This window comes from Arthrobacter sp. 05T47 (assembly GCF_056395825.1).
This window is the reverse complement of sequence record NZ_JBFTKG010000003.1, coordinates 203,698-223,359: the sequence shown is the minus strand read 5'-3', so window position 1 is coordinate 223,359 and position 19,662 is coordinate 203,698. Positions and strand designations below refer to the sequence as shown.

Here is a 19,662-nt window from a genome sequence, read left to right as displayed (position 1 = left end):
CGATCTGCGGGGGCCGGCTGCGGAGACTTCACTGCGCCGCTCGCGAGACACACCCCGCGCGGACGTGGCCAAATGACACCAGTGTTGTTTATGTTATTAATGTGACTCGTGTTGCCAAAGTGGTCTTTGGCACGTAGCCTCATGCCTGCTGGGTGATCCGCAGAGGGGCTTTTCATGTGTCAAATTCCGACCTCGCTCATTCCAGCCTGAGACTTCGAGGTTTGCCCATGAGCTGGATCGGATCCGGTCGCAAGACTGCTGTGCTCTGCACCGCCGTCGTCCTTCTTGGAACGCTCGCGCTCCCGGCAAAGGCCGCACCGCTTGCTTCCGCGCCGCTGGCGGCCGCAGTCCGCGTTCCGGCGTCGCCGGAGATCCCCTCGCCGGAAGAGATCGCAGCGGCCAAATCCAGTGAAAGCGCGACGGCGGCGGAGGTCACCAGGATCGATGGGCTTCTGGCCGATGCGTCGGCCGGCCAGGAAGCCAGCCTCGCCGCGTCCCTGCAGGCGAACAACGCGTATGGCGAGGCCCTCGTGGAGCTGGCCACGCGCCGTGACGCGGCGGCTGTGGCGGCCGCCAGGGCTGCCGCCGCCGAGGCGGACCAGGCCAAGACCCGCAAGCAGGTGGGCCAGCTGGCCGGCGATCTGTACCGCAACGGCGGCCTGAATCCTGCCCTCAGCAGCTTTGTCAGCGGCACCGGGCATGCGCTCGAAGACGCCGCGACCCTCGAAGCCGTGACGGCCGGACGCGCGCGGGCTTTCCAGTCGGCAGAAACCGCGGCCTCCGCCGCAAAGTCGCTGACCGAAGCAGCGGCGGACGCCAACCGTGCCGCCGATGAAGCTGCCACGATGGCGGAAGCGCGCAAGACCGATGCCGACCGCGCCACCGCGGCCCAGCGCCAGGCCGTGGCTGATGCCAAAGCCCAGCGGAGCGCGCTCGTGGACCAGCTGGCAACCCTGAAAAACACCACCGCGGCACTGGAATCGGCCCGCGTGGATGCCCTGGACCGTCAACGTCAGCAGGACCGGCTGGCGGCGCTGACCGCTGCGGCCGCCGCCGCGCCGCAGCCCGCCACGGGCCCGGAGCCTGCTCCTGCATCACCGGGGCGTGACGATTCGGCCGCGCAGCAGCCGGCAGCACCGGCGCCCGCTCCCGAACCGGCACCCGTCGCCGCGCCGGATCCCGCTCCTGCGCCTGCTCCGGCTCCTGCTCCTGCTCCTGTCCCGATTCAGGTTCCGGTTCCTGCGCCCATTCCCGTCCCCGCGCCGGTTCCCGTTCCCGCGCCGATTTCCGGCGGGTCAAACCAGACCGCCATTTCAGTCGCACTCGGCAAGACCGGATCGCCGTTCTTCTACCAGTACGGCGGAACCGGAGCCTATGGCTTTGACTGCTCAGGCCTGGTGCAGAACGCGTTTGCCGCCGCCGGCAAGTACCTGCCCCGCACCGCATCCCAGCAGTTTGCCCAGGCCCCCGTCCACGTCCCGCTCTCGCAGGCGCGCCCCGGCGACCTGCTGGTCTGGGGTTCGGCACCGGGCTTCTACCATGTGGCCATCTACCTGGGCGGCGGCCGCGTGGTCCAGGCCCTCAATCCCGACGCCGGCATTACGGTGACCGATGTTGCCGCCATGTCAGGGATGCAGCTCTACGGCTACGTGGCCCGCTACTGAGCCCCGTCCCCGGCGCGCCGTTCCTAAAGCTCGGCCCGTGGCCGTTCTCTTCGGAGACTAGGAGAGCACGTCCTTGGTGATGAACCTGCCGTAGGCCAGCGCCCCGAACACGGCGACATAGCCGCCCTGCAGGAGGGCGTTGACGGCAAAGGAGTCCCAGGAAACGGGCTGCCGGAGGAGATCGCCAAAGTCCAGCCAGTAATGGCTGAACAGCCACGGGTGCAGCCAGTCCAGCTGCGGCAGCGCGTCCAGGACCTGCGCGACGACTGAGAGCACTACGGTGGCCGCCATGGCCCCCACCGGAACGTCGGTCAGGGTGGAGATGAACAGGCCGATCGCCGACAACCCGAGCAGCGATACCGCCAGATAGGCGGCGATCAGCAGGAGCCTGATCATGGCCTCGCCGGTGCCGATAGTGTCGCCGGAAAGCAGGGTCACCGGCCCCACCGGGAAAAGCGCGGCGCCGATTCCCGCCCCCGTCAGGGCCACCACGAGCGGCGCCACGACGACGAACAGGGCCGTGCCGGCATATTTGACGATCAACAGCCGGATCCGCCCGGCCGGAGCCACGAGCAGGTACCGCAGGGTTCCCTGCCCGGCCTCGCCGGCGATCGTGTCACCGGCCACCACGCCGACGGTGAGCGGCAGGAACAGCGGAACGGAGACCACCATGGCGGTGACGCCGACGAACAGGCCGTTTTGGGCGATCCGGTCCAGGAAGGCAGGCCCGCGGCCCGGCGGCACGGCCGAGGAGACACGCACGGCCACGGCGATCAGGACCGGGATCGCCGCCAGCGCACACAACATGGCCCAGGTCCTGCGGCGGCGGAACAGCACGCCGATCTCGGACGCCAGCAGCCCGGCGGTCTGGGACCCGCGCCGGGCTGACGCGCCGCCCGGGGGTGCGTCCGATGGATCGTGCAAAGGTGAGCTGCTACTGGACAACGTCGAACCCCTCCCCCGTCAACGCCACAAAGCGGTCCTCGAGGCTGGCCTGTTCGGTCGCGAAGCCGCGGACCCGGACCCCCGCCGCCACAAGGGCAGCAACGACGGCTTCCGGTGCCACGTCCCGGCCAGGCCCCGCGCCGTCCGGCCCGGCTGGCGGAGCCCCCACCAGCGACGCGAACAGGACAGCGTCCCGTCCCGGGCCGCCGCGGCCGTCCGGGCCGCCTGCATCAGCAGTGCCGCCGTCGGGGGTCATCGTCGCGGCCAGGCCCAGGCCGGCCAGCACCTGCACCGCGGTACCGGGGTCCGGCGTCAGCACGCGGATCCTTGCCTGGCCCGCCCCGCGCAGTTCCGCCAGGGTTCCCTGCGCCACGAGCCGGCCGGCACTCATGATGGCCGCATGCGTGCAGATCTGTTCCACTTCGGCCAGCAAGTGGCTGGAGACGAACACCGTGGCGCCGTCCGCGGCAAGCGATCGCACCAGGTTCCGCACCTCCCGGGTGCCCTGGGGATCCAGTCCGTTGGTGGGCTCGTCGAGCACCAGGAGCTCCCGCGGGGCCAGCAGGGCGTTGGCGATCCCGAGGCGCTGCTTCATGCCCAGCGAGTAGGCCCGGACCAGCTTGTCCGCGGCGTGGGTCAAGCCCACCCGTTCCAGGGCTGAGTGGACCCGGGCGCGCCGGGTAGCGGCCGCACCGTAGGGATCCGCGGCGTCCATCCGGTGCAGGTTGGCGGCGCCGGAGAGGAATGGGTAGAACGCCGGCCCCTCGACGAGCGCTCCGACCCGCGGAAGCACGTCATCCAGCTTTCTCGGCATCTCTTTGCCCAGGACACGCATGGAGCCGCCGGTGGCCGTGGCAAGTCCGAGCAGGAGCCTGATGGTGGTGGTCTTCCCCGAGCCGTTCGGGCCCAGGAAGCCGAAGACCGCGCCTTTCGGCACGACCAGATCGACGCCGTCGACCGCCAATTGCTGGCCGAACCGTTTGGTCAGGCCTCTGGTCTCGATACTCAGCTCGATACCGGGTTCGACATCCGGCGCTGCACCCGGTTCGACATCCGGCGCCGCACCCGGCCCGGCGGCGCTCACGCGGCCGTCACTGGATGGCGGCCCGATGCCGCGCCCGCAATCACTTCTGCGCTGCGGCGGCCTGGAGCCGCTCCGGCGGGACGGAGCCGGCGAAGACCCGGCCGTCGTCGAGCACCAACACGTTCACCAGCGCGGTGGACAGGAGCCTGCCGCCCTGGACCGGAACAGTGGCCTGCTGGAGCAGGGCCGTGGCGTCCGACGCCGGACTTGCCGTTCCCGCCGGGAACTCCACGATCGAGTCCCAGCCGGAGCCGGTGACGGCGGGCTTGCCCGCGCTGTCCTTGGCGGCCGGCGGTGTGGCGTTCGCGGCGTCGTTACCGTGCTTGTGCTGCGGTACCTGGATCTCCTTGACGGTGGCGCCGGGCGGCGGACTGAAGGTGAAGACCGACGCGTCCGGTGCGCCGAGGGCCAGGCTCGTGTAGGCGACGCGGAAGGCCGGCTCGGACTGTCCGCGCGCCTTGACTTCGACGCCCAGCGGCAGCCCGGTCTGGCCGTCAACGGCTACCGCGATGGACGCGACCAAGGTGGCTTCGGTCTTCGGCGTGAGCACCAGGTTGTAGGCGGGCCGGCCTGCCACCTGGACGTCGGCGCCCACCGTCACGTCCGTGCTGGGATCGATCTTGGCCAGCAGCATCGCGGCGAGCTCGTCGGGCGTGGCCGTGGCCTCCTTGCCGGCGTCATGGCGGCCGGTGTGGCTGGCGGCGTCAGCGGGGATCTGGAGGTGGGAGGCGGTGTTGTCCTTGGAATTGTAGAACCACACGTCGTTGCCGTGGCGGACGGCGTTGCGTTCGGCCAGCCGGTCCATGATCTGGATGCGGGCGTTGTCCGGGCCGTCTCGGTAGACCCGTGCGGTGTGCGGACCTGTCAGCAGTTCCAGCCAGGCGGTGCTGGAAGAGTCCGTGCCGGCACCGGTCTTGGGCAGCTCCGGAAGACCGAGCTCGGAGGACTGTTCGAGTGTTCCGGAGAGGGCCGGTTCGCGGTGCTGGGCGATCAGCTGCAGCACTTGCTCCGGTGTCTTGGACGGCAGCGGATCCCCGGCGCTGGCGGGCAGGGATCCGGCCAGGGCGCCGGCGGCTATCACGGCCGGCACGGCGACGGCGGGCAGCCAGCGCAGCCATGTGCGCGTCATAGTGACCGCGCCCCAGGAAGAGATGGGCCAAATATCCGTGTCTGAAAAATGCGTGCCTGAGGGGTGCTCGCTTCAGTGCAGCTCATAGGTCAACAGTACGCCTGGCCCGGCCGGCCCGGTTGGCCTACTTCAGCACATTGATGGTCAGTTCCACGGCGCCCAGCACCAGCGCGAGCACCGAGGTGCCCAGGCCCGCCACGAGCAGCAGGCCGGGATGGGCGAGGCCCACCACCACCCGTTTCAGCCGCGGCCTGTCCCGCAGGAACTTCTTGGGCACGGTCCCCAGTTCCGGCGTCTGTTTCCAGCCCCGGAGGCGCCGCAGGAACCAGGCGCAGCGGATGATGAAGGCCAGCCACAGCACGGAGACCACCAGCGGGATCCCGGCCAGCAGCAGGTTGAAGCCCACCGCCGTGACCTCGCGTTCGGACTCGCCAACGAGCGACTGGACTGTTGTTGAGATCGAGGCGCTCATGACAATGGATACGCCCCACACGAGGAAGGCGGCGATCAGGGCCAGGAAGCGGACAAAGAAGTGGCCCAGGACCGTGTCCCTGCTCGGCTTCAGGTACCGGCGAGGGGTGGCGTGCAGCAGGGCCAGGCTCGCCAGCAGAGTGGGCAGCGCGGCCATGCCGACCAGCACGTACCAGGACCAGCCGGCCAGATCCAGGAATTCATCGGCCACGATCAGTACCGCCCAGGCCCCGGTCCAGGCCCACCCGGCCGTGAGCGGACGCTGCACAAGCCACGCCGGCAGCCACGCGTCCCGCTCTTCCGCCCCGGCGGCGACGGGAGTGCCCGATCCGGGAGCGCCAGGTCCGGGCGCGGCCGGTCCGGGCGCGGCACCGGGGTTTTCGGGCGGCCGGGCATCAGGTTCCGGGCTGCCCGCGGCGGGACGTCCGGTGGCTCCGGGATCCTTACCCTCGGAACCGCGCACTTCGCTCATGGCCCCACTGTAGCGATCCGGCGGGCCGCCCCGTCGCCTTCATTACGGCTCCATCATTCCGGGGTCAGCTTTCCGGCGTAACGGTGCCGGCGGCGCCGTCGACCGTGATGTTGTGGCCGGTGGCGATCAGCGCGGTTGCGTCGGGAACCCCCACCACCGCGGGGATCCCGTATTCCCGGGCGACGACGGCGCCGTGGGAGTTGGGGCCGCCCATTTCCATCACCAGGCCACCGGCCGTCAGGAACAGCGGCGTCCAGCCGGGATCCGTGGACGGAGCCACGAGGATCTCGCCGGGCTCCAGGTGCGCGCCCTGGGGGTCCAGGATCACCCGGGCCCGGGCCGTGACGATGCCGGCCGAGGCCGGCGTCCCGGCGAGCCGTCCTGCCGAACCGTCCGCGTCCGCCGGGCCACGGCCGCCGGTCTGCACCGCTTCGGGCTCGGTGCCGTCCGAGAGCAGCACGCGGGGAATGTGCCGCCGGCCAAGTTCAGCCCCGTAGGCCTCCCGGCGCTGTGCCACGAGACCCTGCAGCATGGCGCCGCGCAGCCCCACGTGGGCCTCGGTCAGGTCAAGGAAGAAAACATCGTCCGCCGCATCGATGGCCCCCGCCGCGGCGAGTTCGGCCCCGACGGCCGCAAGCTGCTGCCGGACGGCGCCCAGGGCTTCCACGAGATAGAACTTTGGCAGTTCACGCAGCCCGGCGAACATCCGGGTCCGCCGCAGCGCGGCCTTCGCAAGTGCTCCACGAAGGCGGCTGCGCTGCCCCGCCGCTGCCACGAGCCGCCCCACTTGCGCTTCGGCATCGCGAGCCGCTTTGGCGAACTGCCGGTCCGGGGCGAGCACGGGATCGTCCATGCGCAGATAGTTGGCCAGGACCCCGAGGATGTGGGTCGGGTCGTCAGACCAGCGGGGCATGCCGACGTCGATCTCGGCCACGGCGCGGTGGCCGTACCGGCCCAGGAAGTCCGCCAGCCCGGACTGCACGACCCCGGGAAGCTCCGCTGCCCGGTGACGCCGGGCTATCTCGTGCAGCTCGGCCTCCTCGAACACGGCCGCCGACGCCGGGTCCGTCCGGATGGCCGTGGCCAGCGACCAGAGGTCCAGGTCCATTTCAGTGGTCACGTTGTTGGGCAGGCCCCGCAGGACCTCCTGCAGCGCCCCGTTCCCCGGGCTCCCCGCGAGTCTTCCGGCCGCCGCGAGCAGGGCGAACCCCAGGGCGGGCAGCGGCAGGACGGCGGGGACCACGCGAAAGACGCTCCGGCTGAGGATCCGCTCCACGTGGTCCAGGCGCTGCGTGGCGGTGGCGCCGGCCGGGACCTCGAGTGCGGCCCTGAGTTCTTCGCCCACCCGGTCAGCCCGGCGCAGCGCCTCCTCGGGCCGGATGAGGGCGCGGACCAGGGTCTCCGGAACTCTGGCCCGCGCCGCCACCGGGGCGACGTGGCGCAGGAGCGGCCAGGGCGATTTGATGGTGACGGAGAACCTGGGGTCGGCGAAGAGGTTGCGGAGCACGGCCGCGGAGCGGGCCTCCATGACGTCGAAAACCCGGGGGACGATGGCCCGGCCGGCCCTGCTGCGGACCACGGGCGTGAGGTCGAAGAAGATGCGCTGTCCGGCCTCGCGGTACGGAGCCGGCCCCTCCCGGCGCGCCGGCACCGGGAAATGCGCCGCCTCCGCGACGGAGGAGGCGATCAGCCGGATGCCGGCGAGACCCATCGGCGTCAGCGGCCGGGTCAGTCCCTGGGCGAGGCTGAAGCACAGATAGACCCGCGGTCCGGGCCCGGACGGCTGCTTGTCCAGCATCGGATAGAGCGTTGTGATGGGCCTGGACTGGGTCAGCCACACGGCGCCGTCCTGGCCGATGGCCCATTCGAGGTCCTGCGGCGAGCCAAAGTGCAGTTCCGCGCGGCGGCCCAAGAGCTCCAGCGCCGCCAGTTGGGTATCGTCCAGGCTGGGCACCGATCCGGCGTCGGGTTGTGCCACACGCTCGGTGCCGCCCCCAGGCAGGGGGCGAATGAGCAGGCCCTTGTCGCCTATCCGCCGCTCGAGGATCCGCCCGGTGGCGCCGTCGAGCACAAAGTGGTCCGGGTTGACGGCCCCGGAGACCACGGCCTCCCCCAGCCCCGGGCTGGCGTCGATGACGGCCTCGTGCCGCCGGCCGGTCACGGGGTTGGCCGTGAACAGCACTCCGGCCACGGCCGCGTCCACCATGCGCTGGACGACGACGGCGAGGGACACCGCGGACGGATCGATCCCCTGCACTGCCCGGTAGGTCACGGCGCGGTCCGTCCACAGGGAGGCCCAGCATTGGCGGACGGCGGCCAGTACGGCGTCCGCGCCGACGACGTTCAGGTAGGTGTCCTGCTGGCCGGCGAAACTGGCAAAGGGCAGGTCTTCGGCGGTCGCGGAGGACCGCACCGCGACCGGAGTGTCCGTGCCCAGCGCGGCATAAGCGGTACGGACGGCGGCGTCGATGCCGGCGGGGACGTCGGCGTCGAGCACCAGCGCGCGGGCCTTCGCGGCGAGTGCGGCCAGCCCCGCCAGGTCATCGGGGGCCGTCGCGGCGAGGGCGCGGTGCACGTCGGCCAGCGCCGGGGAGGCCGTGGCGTCCAGGTACGCGCGGGTGGTCAGGCAGAAGCCGGGGGGAACCGGGAGTCCGGCCCGCGTCAGCTCGCCCAGGTTGGCCGCCTTGCCGCCGGCCTGGGCCAGCATGTCCTGCCTCAGGCGCTCCAAGGCCAGGACCGGGCCGACCTCGCCCGGATCCGGCGTCTCGCGGTGCTCCATCTGCAAACCGTCCTTCCGACGCCGGATCTGGGCCCGGGACCTAGGAGTCGCCGAGCATCGGGCCGAAGCTGGCTCTGTCAGCCAGCCGCGGGTCGTCGCGGTCCGGCACCACCATGACCGGCCCCTTGGCGTGGTGGAGGACGCCGTCGGACGTGGATCCGAGCAGCATTCCGGCGAAGCCTCCGCGCCCGCGCGTGCCGACCACCACGAGCTCCACGTGCCGGCTGGCTTCGACCAGGATGTCGACCGGAGAGCCGTCCACGAGCTGAGTCTCCACCTGCAGCGCGGGGAAGTGGCTCCGCAGCCAGGCCACGCCGGCGTCGAGCTGGACCTTGATGTCGGCGAACAGGGCGTCGCGGTCCATCGGCGTGGGCACCCAGGCCAGCGAGCCGGTGTACTGCGGCACGGCGCACACGACCCGCAGCCGGGCCCCGAGCCGTTCGGTCTGGGCTGCCGCTTCCAGCACTGCGACCCGGGCCTGTTCGGAACCGTCGACGCCGACCACCACAACGTTTTCGACCGGCTGGCGGCCGGATTTCGCGCGTTCGGCCAGGACGTGTTTGTCGTCAGTGGTTTCGCCGAGCCGGTCCGCGCAGATCAGTGGCACAGTCACCGTGGGGCACTTGGCGTGGGCAGGCAGGGCGCTGCTGACGGAACCGAGCAGCCGGCCCACAAAGCCGCCGCGGCCGCGGGTTCCGAAGACCAGCAGCTCGGCGGTTTCGCTGATTTCCAGCAGCACACCTGAGGCGTCCCCGTTTTCGACGGACGCGTCGACGTCGATGTTGTAGCCGGCGATTTTGTCCAGGGCGTGCTTGAGAATGGCTTCGGCGCCCTCCCGGATCACGGAGTCGTCCACGGTGGCGTAGCCGCCGTCGAGCCCGGAAGCGGCGAAAATCGGAACCGAGTAGGCGGTCACTATGTGCAGCGGGCGGCGGCGGCGCTCTGCCTCGCGGGCTGCCCACACGAGGGCGCAGTGGCTGTGGTCCGAGCCATCCACTCCCACGACGATTCCCCGGGGAGGCGCCGGTTCGCCGCCGGCCTCCCATGCCGGGTCCGGATGCACCTGTTCACGGCCCATTGGGTCCGCCTCCTCGCGATACTTGCCTGATGTTTCGGCTATTCTGCCAGAAGTACCGGCGCCCGGCGTCCACCGGCGAGGCGGCCCGGAATTTGTGCGCTAGAACCCCTGATTTTTCTCACTATTCTCGGTTAATTGCCAACATTCAAGACGGCCCCCGGGCGTCCCCGCCGGGCGGCGGCAAAAGGATTTACGCAGAGTTAACACGCCGTTCAGCGGCCGGGAATCCCGGGCTTTCGGGACGGTTTCGACGGGATTCAGGGCCCGAAAACCCCAGAAATTCGGCACCACGGCCAATGTCCTACCTCCTCTATCCACGGGCGGGAATCTTAGGTATCCTTCGAGGCACTGCTGAACCGAGACTGGTATTTCAGAACGCAGCCGCTGAGGCTGCCTGACCAGGCCTGGGTTGGCGTCCGGGGTTTTCCCCGCGACTGGCACCATTTCGAGGAGGGACCCTGCAGTGTCGAGCATGCCTTTGTACGGCGGGATTGAGCGGACCACCGCCGTGGTCATCGGGACGGGGCTCTCTGGCCTGGCCGTGGCCAGCGAGCTCCAGCGCCGCGGTGTCGCGTCCATCATTGTGGACGGTCTCGACCTCCTGGGTGCGGGCCACCCCGCCAACACCTCCTCGCTCCAGCGCTGCGACGCGGCGGACGCCGCCAGCCTGCGGGAGCGCAATGAAATCCTGCGGCATCTTCGGAACTACGCCGCAAGCCACAAGCTCGACGTGCGGAACAACATCCGGGCCCTGCAGCTGGACCTGCTTGAGGCCGGCACGGACGGGGCACCCACCGAGAAATGGGCCGTCCAGACCCCGGGCGGCGTCCTGCTGGCCGATCACCTTGTCCTGACCCGCTGCGCGCACAGCCAGCTGCGCCGCATGCTCTCGGACCTGGGCATGGCCGCCGGGGCGAACCTCATGGCCGCGATGCATGCCCTGGGGATGTACCTCGTGGGGGTTGGTGAGCTCATTACCCCCACGCCCAAGGAAGTCCTGCGCCAGGCCAAAGTGGTGGGCCAGGCGATCTCAGCCAAGGTCCACCCGCACGGCGTCCCCACGCTGCTGCCGGGCGGCTTCGCCCTGGCGGCCCCGGCCTGACTCCAGCTTCCTACCCCAACGCGGGGTCAGACCTCGGTGTCGCTTGCGTCGCTGCCGTTGCCCGGCGTGAGCCGGCGCTTGGCCATCAGGCCCAGGGCCACCAGGATGCCGACCGCGACGGCAACGAAGACCATGACGCTCCACGGGAACGGCTGTGAACCGGCCGGCGCCGGGGCGGCCGCCGGCGTGGTGCCCGGCTGGGCGGTTCCCATCGTGGGGACCGCGGCCGCCGTCGTCGTACTGGACGCAGCCGCCGTCGCGGTGAAGGTGAAGCTGCCCTCGATCGGGTGGCCGTCGGAACTGGCGACCCGCCAGTGCACGGTGTATTTCCCGGCCGGGGCGCCGGACTTCAGCTTCTGCGCGGCGACGTTGTCCACGATCTCCACCGGGCCGTCCGCCCAGTTGGCGCCCGTGGCGTCGTTGACCAGGATCTGCGAGCCCAGGGCCAGCGGATTGTGGTTGAACGTGACCGCGACCTGCTCCGGCGGCGCCGCTAGGGTTGCTCCGTCGGCCGGGCTGGAGGACTCCAGGGTGTCGTGCGCCGACGCCGGGCTCACTGCTCCCAACAGGACGGCCATGAGGACGACGGCGCCCAGCAGGGCACTGCGAAGCTGGCGGAAACGGCGCATGGGCAGGCTACTCCTAGTGTTGGCTTCCTTACAGACTAGGCGAAAACGCCGGGTTGGCCGTTGGGCTCCAAATAGGATTAAGGCAACACCCATCACCCCCGGAGGACTAATGCAAGACCTAATGCTCAAGCAGGGCTCCGCACTCGACCGGTATTTCAAGATCTCCGAACGGGGGTCGAACTTCTCGCGCGAGATCCGCGGAGGGTTCGCCACGTTCTTCGCCATGAGCTACATCGTGGTGCTGAATCCGCTGATCCTCTCCGGGCCCGACTCCACGGGCGCAACGCTGGGCTTCCCCGCTGTCGCCGCCGTCACCGCCTTCGTGGCAGGCATCCTCACCATCCTCATGGGCGCGTGGGCCAAGCATCCCTTCGCCATGGCCACCGGGCTCGGCGTCAACGCGTTCGTCGCCGTCACCGTGGCCACGAACCCCGGACTGTCCTGGCCGGACATGATGGGCCTCGTGATGCTCTCGGGCGTCACCATGCTGATCCTGGTCCTCACCGGTTTCCGGACCGCCGTGTTCAAGGCCGTCCCCGAGGGGCTCAAGACCGCGATCGTGGTCGGAATCGGCCTCTTCATCGCCCTGATCGGGCTCGTCAACGCGGGCTTCGTGCGGCGCATCCCGGATGTCGCCGGCACCACCGTCCCGGTCGGCCTGGGCTTCGACGGCAAGCTCCTGGGCTGGCCCACTTTCGTGTTCGTCTTCGGCCTGGTCCTGACCATCGCGCTGGTGGTCCGCAAGGTCAAGGGCGCAATCCTGATCGGCATCGTCGCCTCGACCATCCTGTCCGTGATCCTGGAAGCCACCCTGCACATCGGCCCCAGCTTTGACGGCACGAACCACAACCCGCAGGGCTGGTCCCTGGTGGCGCCGAAATTCTCCGAATGGGCGGCCCCGGACCTGTCCCTGCTCGGCCAGGCCAACCCGTTTGGCGCCTTTGAGCACCTCGGCTTCGTCGCGGCGACCCTGCTGGCGTTCGTAATCCTGCTCAGCATCTTCTTCGATGCCATGGGCACCATGGTGGGCCTGGCCACCGAGGCCGGCACCATCGACAAGGACGGCAACATCCCCAACGTCGACCGTGTACTGCAGGTCGACGCCCTGGGCGCGATCATCGGCGGCGGAGCCTCCGTGTCCTCGAACCAGATCTACGTCGAATCCGGCGCCGGCATCGGCGAAGGCGCCCGCACCGGCCTGGCCTCTGTCGTGACCGGCCTGCTGTTCCTCGTGGCCATGTTCTTCACCCCGCTGATCAACCTCGTGCCGTTCGAGGCCGTGGCCCCCGCGCTCGTGATCGTCGGCTTCATGATGGTCTCCCAGGTGGGCAAGATCGACTGGCAGGACTGGGGCATCGCGATCCCGGCCTTCCTGACATTCACCCTCATGCCGTTCACGTACTCGATCGCCAACGGCCTGGGCGCGGGCTTCATCTCCTTCGTGCTGATCCGCCTGTTCCAGGGCCGGGCCCGCGAGGTGCACCCGCTCATGTGGGCTGTCGCGGGCGCGTTCCTGCTATTCTTCGCGATCGGTCCCATCGAGGCGGCCCTCGGCATCCACTAGGGTCCGTTCGCCGGCCAGCCCCCTCCGCCCGCCGAGATGGCACTTCGCGCGCAACGTTTTCGACGTTTATCGAAAACACTGCCGCGAAGTGCCTCCCCACCCGCGCCCTAACCTCGCAAGCTCGGTCAGGGAACCCTGCGGGCATGGGCCCCCTCGGCGGCGTTTAAGGGCAGTTTCCGGGATTCCGGACAGCCCGACGGCGGCGCCGCTGGTTTTCCGGCCCGGGCTGCGGTGAGCTAGGGGCATGGTTTCTCCCGCGCTCCCCGTTGATGTCCCGCCGCAGCCCTGGACGGGCCGGTTCGACGGCGACGGCGACGAGCACCGGCGCTGGTGGCAGGCCGTCACACCCTTCACTCCCCCAACGCTCACTCCCCCGGCGGATCCGGCGGCGGCCGGCACAGGCCGGCGGCCTGCAGTCATCCTCGGCTTCGGCAGCGACGCCGGCGTGCGGCGCAACAAGGGCCGGACCGGCGCCGCGTCCGCCCCCGCCGCCATCCGCGCCGCGCTCGGCCCGCTGGCCTTCCACCTGTCCCGGGACGTGCTCGACGCCGGTGACGTCACCGTGGCCGGCGACGCGCTGGAGGCTGGCCAGGCACGTGCCGGGCTGGCCATCACCAGGCTGCTGGACGCCGGCAGGCTCCCCGTGGTGCTGGGCGGCGGGCACGAGACCGCCTTTGCGAGCTACCTCGGCGTGGCCGGGTCCGCCGCAGTCCGGGAAGGCCTCACGGTCGGGGTGCTGAACCTCGACGCGCACTTCGACCTCCGCGACGAAGCCGTGCCCAGCTCCGGCACGCCGTTCCTCCAGATGGCCCGGGCGGAAGCCGCGGCCGGCCGCGAACTGCGGTACGCCGTCGTCGGAATTTCCGAGCCGAACAACACCCGGGCGCTGTTCGGAACGGCGGAGGAGCTCGGCGTCGACTACCTGCTGGACGAGGACTGCTCGGCGGAGGCCGCACAGACGTTTGTCGCGGAGTTCCTGGCGCAAGTGGACGCGCTGTACCTGACCATCGACCTGGACGTGCTGCCGGCCTCGGTGGCCCCCGGTGTCAGCGCCCCGGCGGCCTACGGTGTGCCGCTGCCGGTGATCAGCGCCGTGTGCCGGCAGGTGGCCGCGAGCGGGAAGCTCCTGCACCTGGATATCGCTGAACTGAACCCGGAGTTCGATATCGACGGCCGCACCGCCAAGGTGGCCGCCCGGCTGGTCAATACGCTGCTGAGCTAGGCCCGCAGGGGTCCGGAGGCACCGGCCCGGTGCCGGCCGGCGTCCGGCCCAGCGTGGTCGGCCGGGTGTCGCGGAAGGTCACAGTTCTCAATGGCGGGCAACCGGGCGAAACCAATCTTGGAGTGGACCCCTTGGCCTGCCTACTCTCGATGTACGTGGCGTACCCGAGCGGCCAGGGAGCTGCCTGCAAAGCAGCGCACGCGGGTTCGAATCCCGCCGTCACGTCTGGGGTTGCTGGCCCATTCCCTGTCCCTGCGGGCCGTGGTCAGCCGCTAGGCAGGCCCCACAGAGAAAACCGGGGCCCACTCGCCTGACCGCACCACCTGGTGCGGAACGGCGAACGAGCCCCGGTTCCCTGCTGCAGTTTTGAAGCTGAAGTGTTGAAGCTGAAGTGTTGAAGCTACGCCCGGCGCACCTGCACGCCGTCGGACTGCAGGAAAAGCTGCGTCTCGGACGGCCCCGCGGGGACCAGCCAGAGCACATTTCCGCTCAGTGAGACTTCTTCGACCTCGCCGGCCGCAATGACCTGAGCGTGCTTGACGATTTCGACCCGTTCGCCGACCCGGAGGCCGCTCCAGTCGGAAACCGTCGCTGCGGATGCAAGGCGCCTGGACAGAACCGTGCCGCGTGCTTTCATAGAACTTTTACCCCTTTGTATGTGTTCTTTGCCACAACTTCATTGGTGTGACTTTCCATTTGTACTACAGTTCCCGGGCCCCCGCCTTCCGTGTCGCCAAAGATTTCGGGGACGCCGGGAATTGTTCAGCTGCCGTGCACTTTGTTTCTTATCAGGCCAGATTTCCGACGGCGGATTCGGCCGCCGCCCGGACCTTGCCCGACGCCACCAGGGCGTCCGCCGCCTCCAGTTCCGGCGACAGGAACCTGTCGGTGCCCGGACCGTCGACGACCTCGCGCAGCGCCGCGATCACTGCCGCGCCCGCGGGACCCGGCGTCAGTTCGCCGTCGGAGAGCTGGGTGCGGATGTCCAGTGCCCGCGCCGAAGTGACCAGTTCGACCGCCAGGACGCGCCGCAGGTTCTCCACCGCGCGGCGGAGCTTGCGGGCCGCGTGCCAGCCCATGGAGACGTGGTCCTCCTGCATCGCCGAGCTCGGGATCGAGTCCACCGACGCCGGGACGGCCAGCCGCTTGTTGTCCGAGACCAGCCCGGCCTGGGTGTACTGGGCGATCATGAGGCCCGAGTCGACGCCGGGGTCCGAGGCCAGGAAGGCGGGCAGCCCGTGCGAGCGGGCCGGGTCCAGCATCCGGTCGGTCCGGCGCTCCGCGATGGAGCTGAGGTCCGCGACGGCGATCGCCAGGAAGTCCAGCACGTAGGCCACCGGGGCGCCGTGGAAGTTGCCGTTGGAGCTGACGCGGCCGTCGGGCAGGACCACCGGGTTGTCGATCGCGGCGGCCAGTTCGCGGGAGGCGACCAGGGCGGCGTGGTCCACGGTGTCGCGGACGGCGCCGGCCACCTGGGGTGCGCAGCGCAGCGAGTAGGCGTCCTGGACCTTGGTGTCGTTGATCCGGTGTGAAGCCACGATCGGGGAGTCGGACAGGACCCGGAGCATGTTGTCCGCGGAGGCGGCCTGGCCCGGGTGCGGGCGGAGCGCCGCGTGCAGTTCGGGCAGGAACACCTGGTCCGTGCCGAGCAGCGCCTCGACGCTGAGCGCGGCGGTGATGTCCGCCGTCGTGAGCAGCTGGCGGATGTCCGCGATGGCCATCAGGAGCATGCCCAGCATGCCCTCGGTGCCGTTGACCAGGGCCAGGCCCTCCTTCTCGGCGAGGGTGACGGGTTCGATCCCGTGTTCGGCGAGGAGTTCCGCGACGGTGCGGCCGCCCTTGGCGCCGTACAGTTCCCCGTCGGGGCCGGTCGCTTCGCCTTCGCCCATGAGGACCAGGGCGCAGTGCGAGAGCGGCGCGAGGTCGCCGGAGCAGCCGAGCGATCCGAATTCGCGGACCACCGGGGTGATGCCGGCGTTGAGGACATCCACCATGGTCTGCAGGACCACGGGGCGGACGCCGGTGCGGCCGGAGGCGAGGGTCTTGGCGCGCAGGAACATGATGCCGCGGACCACTTCGCGTTCCACGGCCGGGCCCATGCCGGCAGCGTGGCTGCGGATGAGGGACTTCTGGAGCTGGGTGCGCAGCGCGTTGGGGATGTGCCGGTTGGCCAGCGCCCCGAATCCGGTGGAGATGCCGTAGGCCGGGACCTCGCTGTGGGCGAGGTCGTCGATGTGGGCGCGTACTTTGGCGACCGTATCGAGGGCGTCCTGGGCGATGGTCACCTGGGCGTCGTGGCGGGCGACGGCGACGACGTCCTCGGGGGTCACGCCGCTGGAGCCGAGGGTGACGGTGAGCGGTGAGTGGGTGGTGATGGTCATTGTTATCTACCTAAATCTGATGGTTGAGCCGGGCGCCCCCGCCGATTGCTCCGTAATGGCCCTTTTCAAGGCTCAAAACGGCACTTACGGAGCAATCGACGAGGTTTCGCGGGCTTTGTTAGCGGGACTCGGACATGGGGATGCGGACGCCGCGTTCCTTGGCGACCTCGACGGCGCGGTCGTAGCCGGCGTCGACGTGGCGGATGACGCCCATGCCGGGGTCATTGGTGAGCAGGCGCTCCAGCTTTTCCGCGGCGAGGTCGGTGCCGTCGGCGACGGAGACCTGGCCTGCGTGGATGGAGCGGCCGATGCCGACGCCGCCGCCATGGTGGATGGAGACCCAGGTGGCGCCGGAGGCGGTGTTGAGCAGGGCGTTCAGCAGCGGCCAGTCGGCGATCGCGTCGGAGCCGTCGGCCATGGCCTCGGTTTCGCGGTACGGGGAGGCGACGGAGCCGGAGTCGAGGTGGTCGCGGCCGATGACGATGGGCGCCTTGACCTTGCCTTCTTTGACGAGCTGGTTGAACAGCAGGCCGGCCTTGGCGCGTTCGCCGTAGCCCAGCCAGCAGATGCGGGCGGGCAGGCCTTCAAACTCGACCCGTTCCTGCGCCGCGTCGATCCAGCGGTGCAGGTGCTTGTTCTCGGGGAAGAGTTCCTTGATGGCCGCATCCGTGACGGCGATGTCCTCGGGGTCACCGGAGAGGGCAACCCAGCGGAACGGCCCGAGTCCCTCGCAGAACAAGGGGCGGATGTAGGCCGGGACGAAGCCGGGGAACTCAAACGCACGGTTGTAGCCGCCAATGCGGGCCTCGTCGCGGATGGAGTTGCCGTAGTCGAAGACCTCGGCACCGGCGTCCTGGAACTCGACCATGGCCTGCACGTGCTTGGCCATGGAGGCCTGGGCCTTCTTGGTGAAGCCTTCCGGGTCCGCCGCGGCTTCGCGGTGCCATTCCTCGACAGTGATGCCCTCGGGGAGGTAGCTCAGGGGATCGTGGGCTGAGGTCTGGTCCGTGACGATGTCCACCGTGAGCTCGCCGGCGTTGTGGCGGCGCAGGATCTCGGGGAAGACTTCGGCGGCGTTGCCGACGTAGCCCACGGACCAGCCGCGGCGCTCTTCCTTGGCCGCCAGGACCTTGGCGATCGCGGTGTCGAGGTCGGTTTCGACCTCGTCGAGGTAGCGCTTGCCGGCGCGGCGGCGCAGGCGGGTCTCGTCGACGTCGACGATCAGGCAGGCGCCCTCGTTAAGGGTGACGGCGAGCGGCTGGGCGCCGCCCATGCCGCCACAGCCGCCGGTGAGGGTCAGGGTGCCGGCGAGCGTGCCGTTCTCGTCCCCGGTGAGCTTGCGGGCGATCGCGGCGAAGGTCTCGAAGGTGCCCTGCAGGATGCCCTGGGTGCCGATGTAGATCCAGGACCCGGCGGTCATCTGGCCGTACATCATCAGGCCCTCGGCCTCGAGCCGGCGGAATTCCGGCCAGTTCGCCCAGTCGCCGACGAGGTTGGAGTTGGCCAGCAGCACACGCGGGGCCCATTCGTTGGTGCGGAAGACGCCGACGGGCTTGCCGGACTGGACCAGGAGGGTCTCGTCCTTTTCCATGGTTTCCAGGGTGCGGGTGATGGCGTCGAACGCGGCCCAGGACCGGACGGCGCGGCCGGTGCCGCCGTAGACCACCAGGTCATCGGGGCGTTCGGCGACCTCGGGGTCGAGGTTGTTCATGAGCATGCGCAGCGGGGCTTCCGTCTGCCAGCTCTTGGCGGTGAGCTCGGTGCCGCGGGCAGCTTTGACCGGGCGGGCACCGGTGGTGAAATCGGCGGGTGCCATGAGGGTCTCCTTTGTTGCTGGATATGGTGCTGGATGGTGTCTGGATGGCTGGCGTCTGTGCCAGCTTGCTTCTGTGCCGGGTGTATCGGGAGGAATGAGGTTCTGTATCAACTAAAGCCCCTTCACGGCCTTGGAAACAGACCGATCGCAGGGGTGCTGTCCGGGATCCCAGACCCTCCCCCTCCCCCGTTCTCCCCCGTTGCGCTATCACTTCCGGTTGCTAAAACGGGCGAATGGGAGCTCTAAGTGATAGCGCAACCTGGGGTGGCGGTCAGAGGGTGGGGTCAGGAGGGGCGGCCGTGGATCCGGATCGAGAGCTCGTCGGCGACCTTCCGGACCCGGGCGGCCAGGACCGGCCACTGGTCCGCGGGCAGCTTCTCCTCCAGGAAGGTCACGGCGACGGCGGCCGTGGGCCACCCCACGTGGTCGGTCACGGCGGCGGCGATCGAGCCGAACCCGGGCGTCACCTCGCCATGCTCGGTGGCGTAGCCGCGCTGCCGCACCTGGTCCAGGTGGGAGGACAGGGCGGAGTACTTCATGATGGGCGACTCGGTCTCGTGCCGGGCCGAGAACGCTGCCGCGTTCGGGTACAGAGCCCGCACCTGGGACTTCGGCAGCGCGGCAAGAATCGCCCGGCCGCTCGCGGTGAGGTGGCTCGGCAGCCGGACCCCGACGTCGGTCACCAGGGACGGCCGGTTCTTGGCCCGCTCCTCCACGATGTAGAGCACGTCGCGGCCGTGCAGCACGGCCAGGTGGGCGCTTTCGCCAATCACATCCACAAGCGAGGCGAGCATTGGCCGGCCCAGCCGGGACAGAGGCTCCTGCCGGGAATAGGCCGAGCTGAGTTCGAAGGCGCTGATGCCCAGGCCGTAGCGCTGCTCCTCGTGCAGGTGCAGGACAAAGCCGTTCGCCTCCATCACGCCGAGCAGGTGGTAGACGCTGGAGCGCGGCAGCCCCAGTGCCGTGGCGATGTTCGACGCCGCCATCGGGCCGCGCTTGGAAGCCAGCAGCTTCAGGATGCGCAGGGTGTTTTCGGCGGCCGGCACCTTCGACGCCACCTTCGCCCCGGCGGTCCTGTGCACGGCTTTGGGCGCAGGCTTTTCGACGACGGCGGACTCAGCCGGCGCCTCAGGCGCCCCAAGCGCTTCGGGCCCAGCGGGGTGAACTGCGGGCTGAGCTGGCGCCTGAGCGGCGGGCTGAACTGGCGGCTGAACTGCGGGCTGGAAAACGGGCATTGCCGCGGGCTGTGTCGCTGCGGCGGTGCTCTCGGCGGTGCTGGTGGCTGGCATGGATCCTTCTTCAGGGTTCGGGCGGTGTCCGGTATCC

At 69.8% G+C, this 19,662-nt stretch carries 15 protein-coding genes and 1 tRNA gene; 5 read left to right on the top strand and 11 right to left on the bottom strand.

All coding sequences use genetic code 11. The features are described from left to right. Positions 1-227: 227 nt before the first annotated feature. Positions 228-1,664, top strand: coding sequence for a C40 family peptidase (locus AC1DEY_RS04780; RefSeq protein WP_476866975.1), 1,437 nt, complete (start codon positions 228-230; stop codon positions 1,662-1,664). Positions 1,665-1,721: 57 nt separating this feature from the next. Here AC1DEY_RS04780 and AC1DEY_RS04775 read toward each other — a convergent pair whose 3' ends face one another. The 6 genes from AC1DEY_RS04775 to AC1DEY_RS04750 form a co-directional block, all read right to left on the bottom strand. Continuing rightward, positions 1,722-2,522 (bottom strand): ABC transporter permease, encoded by an 801-nt coding sequence (locus AC1DEY_RS04775; RefSeq protein ID WP_476867081.1) that lies wholly within the window; start codon positions 2,520-2,522, stop codon positions 1,722-1,724. Positions 2,523-2,598: 76 nt separating this feature from the next. Further along, on the bottom strand, positions 2,599-3,618 hold the full coding sequence (locus AC1DEY_RS04770) for an ABC transporter ATP-binding protein (protein WP_476867080.1): 1,020 nt from the start codon (positions 3,616-3,618) through the stop codon (positions 2,599-2,601). A gap of 115 nt (positions 3,619-3,733) precedes the next feature. After that, positions 3,734-4,822, bottom strand: coding sequence for a LolA family protein (locus tag AC1DEY_RS04765; protein WP_476866974.1), 1,089 nt, complete (start codon positions 4,820-4,822; stop codon positions 3,734-3,736). Positions 4,823-4,946: 124 nt separating this feature from the next. Continuing rightward, complete coding sequence (locus AC1DEY_RS04760; RefSeq protein WP_476866973.1) at positions 4,947-5,765, bottom strand: hypothetical protein; 819 nt, start codon at positions 5,763-5,765, stop codon at positions 4,947-4,949. A gap of 64 nt (positions 5,766-5,829) precedes the next feature. After that, positions 5,830-8,544: a PEP/pyruvate-binding domain-containing protein gene (locus AC1DEY_RS04755; RefSeq protein ID WP_476866972.1), complete on the bottom strand. Its 2,715-nt coding sequence runs from the start codon at positions 8,542-8,544 to the stop codon at positions 5,830-5,832. A gap of 40 nt (positions 8,545-8,584) precedes the next feature. Beyond that, positions 8,585-9,622, bottom strand: a complete 1,038-nt coding sequence (locus AC1DEY_RS04750) for a universal stress protein (RefSeq protein WP_476866971.1) — start codon at positions 9,620-9,622, stop codon at positions 8,585-8,587. 472 nt (positions 9,623-10,094) lie between these two features. Between AC1DEY_RS04750 and AC1DEY_RS04745 the strand changes: the two genes are divergently transcribed. Next, on the top strand, positions 10,095-10,724 hold the full coding sequence (locus AC1DEY_RS04745; RefSeq protein WP_476866970.1) for an FAD-binding protein: 630 nt from the start codon (positions 10,095-10,097) through the stop codon (positions 10,722-10,724). A 26-nt stretch (positions 10,725-10,750) separates the two neighbouring features. Here the strand turns inward: AC1DEY_RS04745 and AC1DEY_RS04740 are convergent, their stop codons facing one another. Beyond that, positions 10,751-11,353, bottom strand: a complete 603-nt coding sequence (locus tag AC1DEY_RS04740; RefSeq protein ID WP_476866969.1) for a copper resistance CopC family protein — start codon at positions 11,351-11,353, stop codon at positions 10,751-10,753. Positions 11,354-11,474: 121 nt separating this feature from the next. Between AC1DEY_RS04740 and AC1DEY_RS04735 the strand changes: the two genes are divergently transcribed. From AC1DEY_RS04735 to AC1DEY_RS04725, 3 genes are all read left to right on the top strand, one after another. Further along, the gene (locus AC1DEY_RS04735) at positions 11,475-12,917 is read left to right on the top strand and encodes an NCS2 family permease (RefSeq protein WP_441408369.1); all 1,443 of its coding nucleotides are present in this window, start codon (positions 11,475-11,477) and stop codon (positions 12,915-12,917) included. Between the two features lie 244 nt (positions 12,918-13,161). Next, the gene (gene hutG / locus AC1DEY_RS04730; protein WP_476866968.1) at positions 13,162-14,139 is read left to right on the top strand and encodes a formimidoylglutamase; all 978 of its coding nucleotides are present in this window, start codon (positions 13,162-13,164) and stop codon (positions 14,137-14,139) included. 154 nt (positions 14,140-14,293) lie between these two features. Beyond that, positions 14,294-14,364 (top strand) — tRNA-Cys (locus AC1DEY_RS04725). A 175-nt stretch (positions 14,365-14,539) separates the two neighbouring features. Here the strand turns inward: AC1DEY_RS04725 and AC1DEY_RS04720 are convergent. The 4 genes from AC1DEY_RS04720 to AC1DEY_RS04705 all read right to left on the bottom strand — a co-directional run bounded on the left by AC1DEY_RS04720 (position 14,540) and on the right by AC1DEY_RS04705 (position 19,625). Further along, positions 14,540-14,776 (bottom strand): hypothetical protein, encoded by a 237-nt coding sequence (locus tag AC1DEY_RS04720; RefSeq protein WP_090579075.1) that lies wholly within the window; start codon positions 14,774-14,776, stop codon positions 14,540-14,542. Between the two features lie 151 nt (positions 14,777-14,927). Further along, positions 14,928-16,520, bottom strand: coding sequence for a histidine ammonia-lyase (hutH, locus tag AC1DEY_RS04715; protein WP_476866967.1), 1,593 nt, complete (start codon positions 16,518-16,520; stop codon positions 14,928-14,930). 118 nt (positions 16,521-16,638) lie between these two features. Beyond that, positions 16,639-18,336 (bottom strand): urocanate hydratase, encoded by a 1,698-nt coding sequence (gene hutU / locus AC1DEY_RS04710; RefSeq protein WP_476866966.1) that lies wholly within the window; start codon positions 18,334-18,336, stop codon positions 16,639-16,641. A 284-nt stretch (positions 18,337-18,620) separates the two neighbouring features. Next, complete coding sequence (locus AC1DEY_RS04705) at positions 18,621-19,625, bottom strand: IclR family transcriptional regulator (RefSeq protein WP_476866965.1); 1,005 nt, start codon at positions 19,623-19,625, stop codon at positions 18,621-18,623. Positions 19,626-19,662: the final 37 nt, after the last annotated feature.

Excerpts from the sequence above, each read along its gene's own strand:
- AC1DEY_RS04780 (WP_476866975.1), top strand. The coding sequence starts at position 228 with ATGAGCTGGATCGGATCCGGTCGCAAGACTGCTGTGCTCTGCACCGCC.
- AC1DEY_RS04765 (WP_476866974.1), bottom strand. The coding sequence starts at position 4,822 with ATGACGCGCACATGGCTGCGCTGGCTGCCCGCCGTCGCCGTGCCGGCC.
- AC1DEY_RS04760 (WP_476866973.1), bottom strand. The coding sequence starts at position 5,765 with ATGAGCGAAGTGCGCGGTTCCGAGGGTAAGGATCCCGGAGCCACCGGA.
- AC1DEY_RS04755 (WP_476866972.1), bottom strand. The coding sequence starts at position 8,544 with ATGGAGCACCGCGAGACGCCGGATCCGGGCGAGGTCGGCCCGGTCCTG.
- AC1DEY_RS04750 (WP_476866971.1), bottom strand. The coding sequence starts at position 9,622 with ATGGGCCGTGAACAGGTGCATCCGGACCCGGCATGGGAGGCCGGCGGC.
- AC1DEY_RS04745 (WP_476866970.1), top strand. The coding sequence starts at position 10,095 with ATGCCTTTGTACGGCGGGATTGAGCGGACCACCGCCGTGGTCATCGGG.
- AC1DEY_RS04740 (WP_476866969.1), bottom strand. The coding sequence starts at position 11,353 with ATGCGCCGTTTCCGCCAGCTTCGCAGTGCCCTGCTGGGCGCCGTCGTC.
- AC1DEY_RS04735 (WP_441408369.1), top strand. The coding sequence starts at position 11,475 with ATGCTCAAGCAGGGCTCCGCACTCGACCGGTATTTCAAGATCTCCGAA.
- hutG (WP_476866968.1), top strand. The coding sequence starts at position 13,162 with ATGGTTTCTCCCGCGCTCCCCGTTGATGTCCCGCCGCAGCCCTGGACG.
- AC1DEY_RS04720 (WP_090579075.1), bottom strand. The coding sequence starts at position 14,776 with ATGAAAGCACGCGGCACGGTTCTGTCCAGGCGCCTTGCATCCGCAGCG.
- hutH (WP_476866967.1), bottom strand. The coding sequence starts at position 16,520 with ATGACCATCACCACCCACTCACCGCTCACCGTCACCCTCGGCTCCAGC.
- hutU (WP_476866966.1), bottom strand. The coding sequence starts at position 18,336 with ATGGCACCCGCCGATTTCACCACCGGTGCCCGCCCGGTCAAAGCTGCC.
- AC1DEY_RS04705 (WP_476866965.1), bottom strand. The coding sequence starts at position 19,625 with ATGCCAGCCACCAGCACCGCCGAGAGCACCGCCGCAGCGACACAGCCC.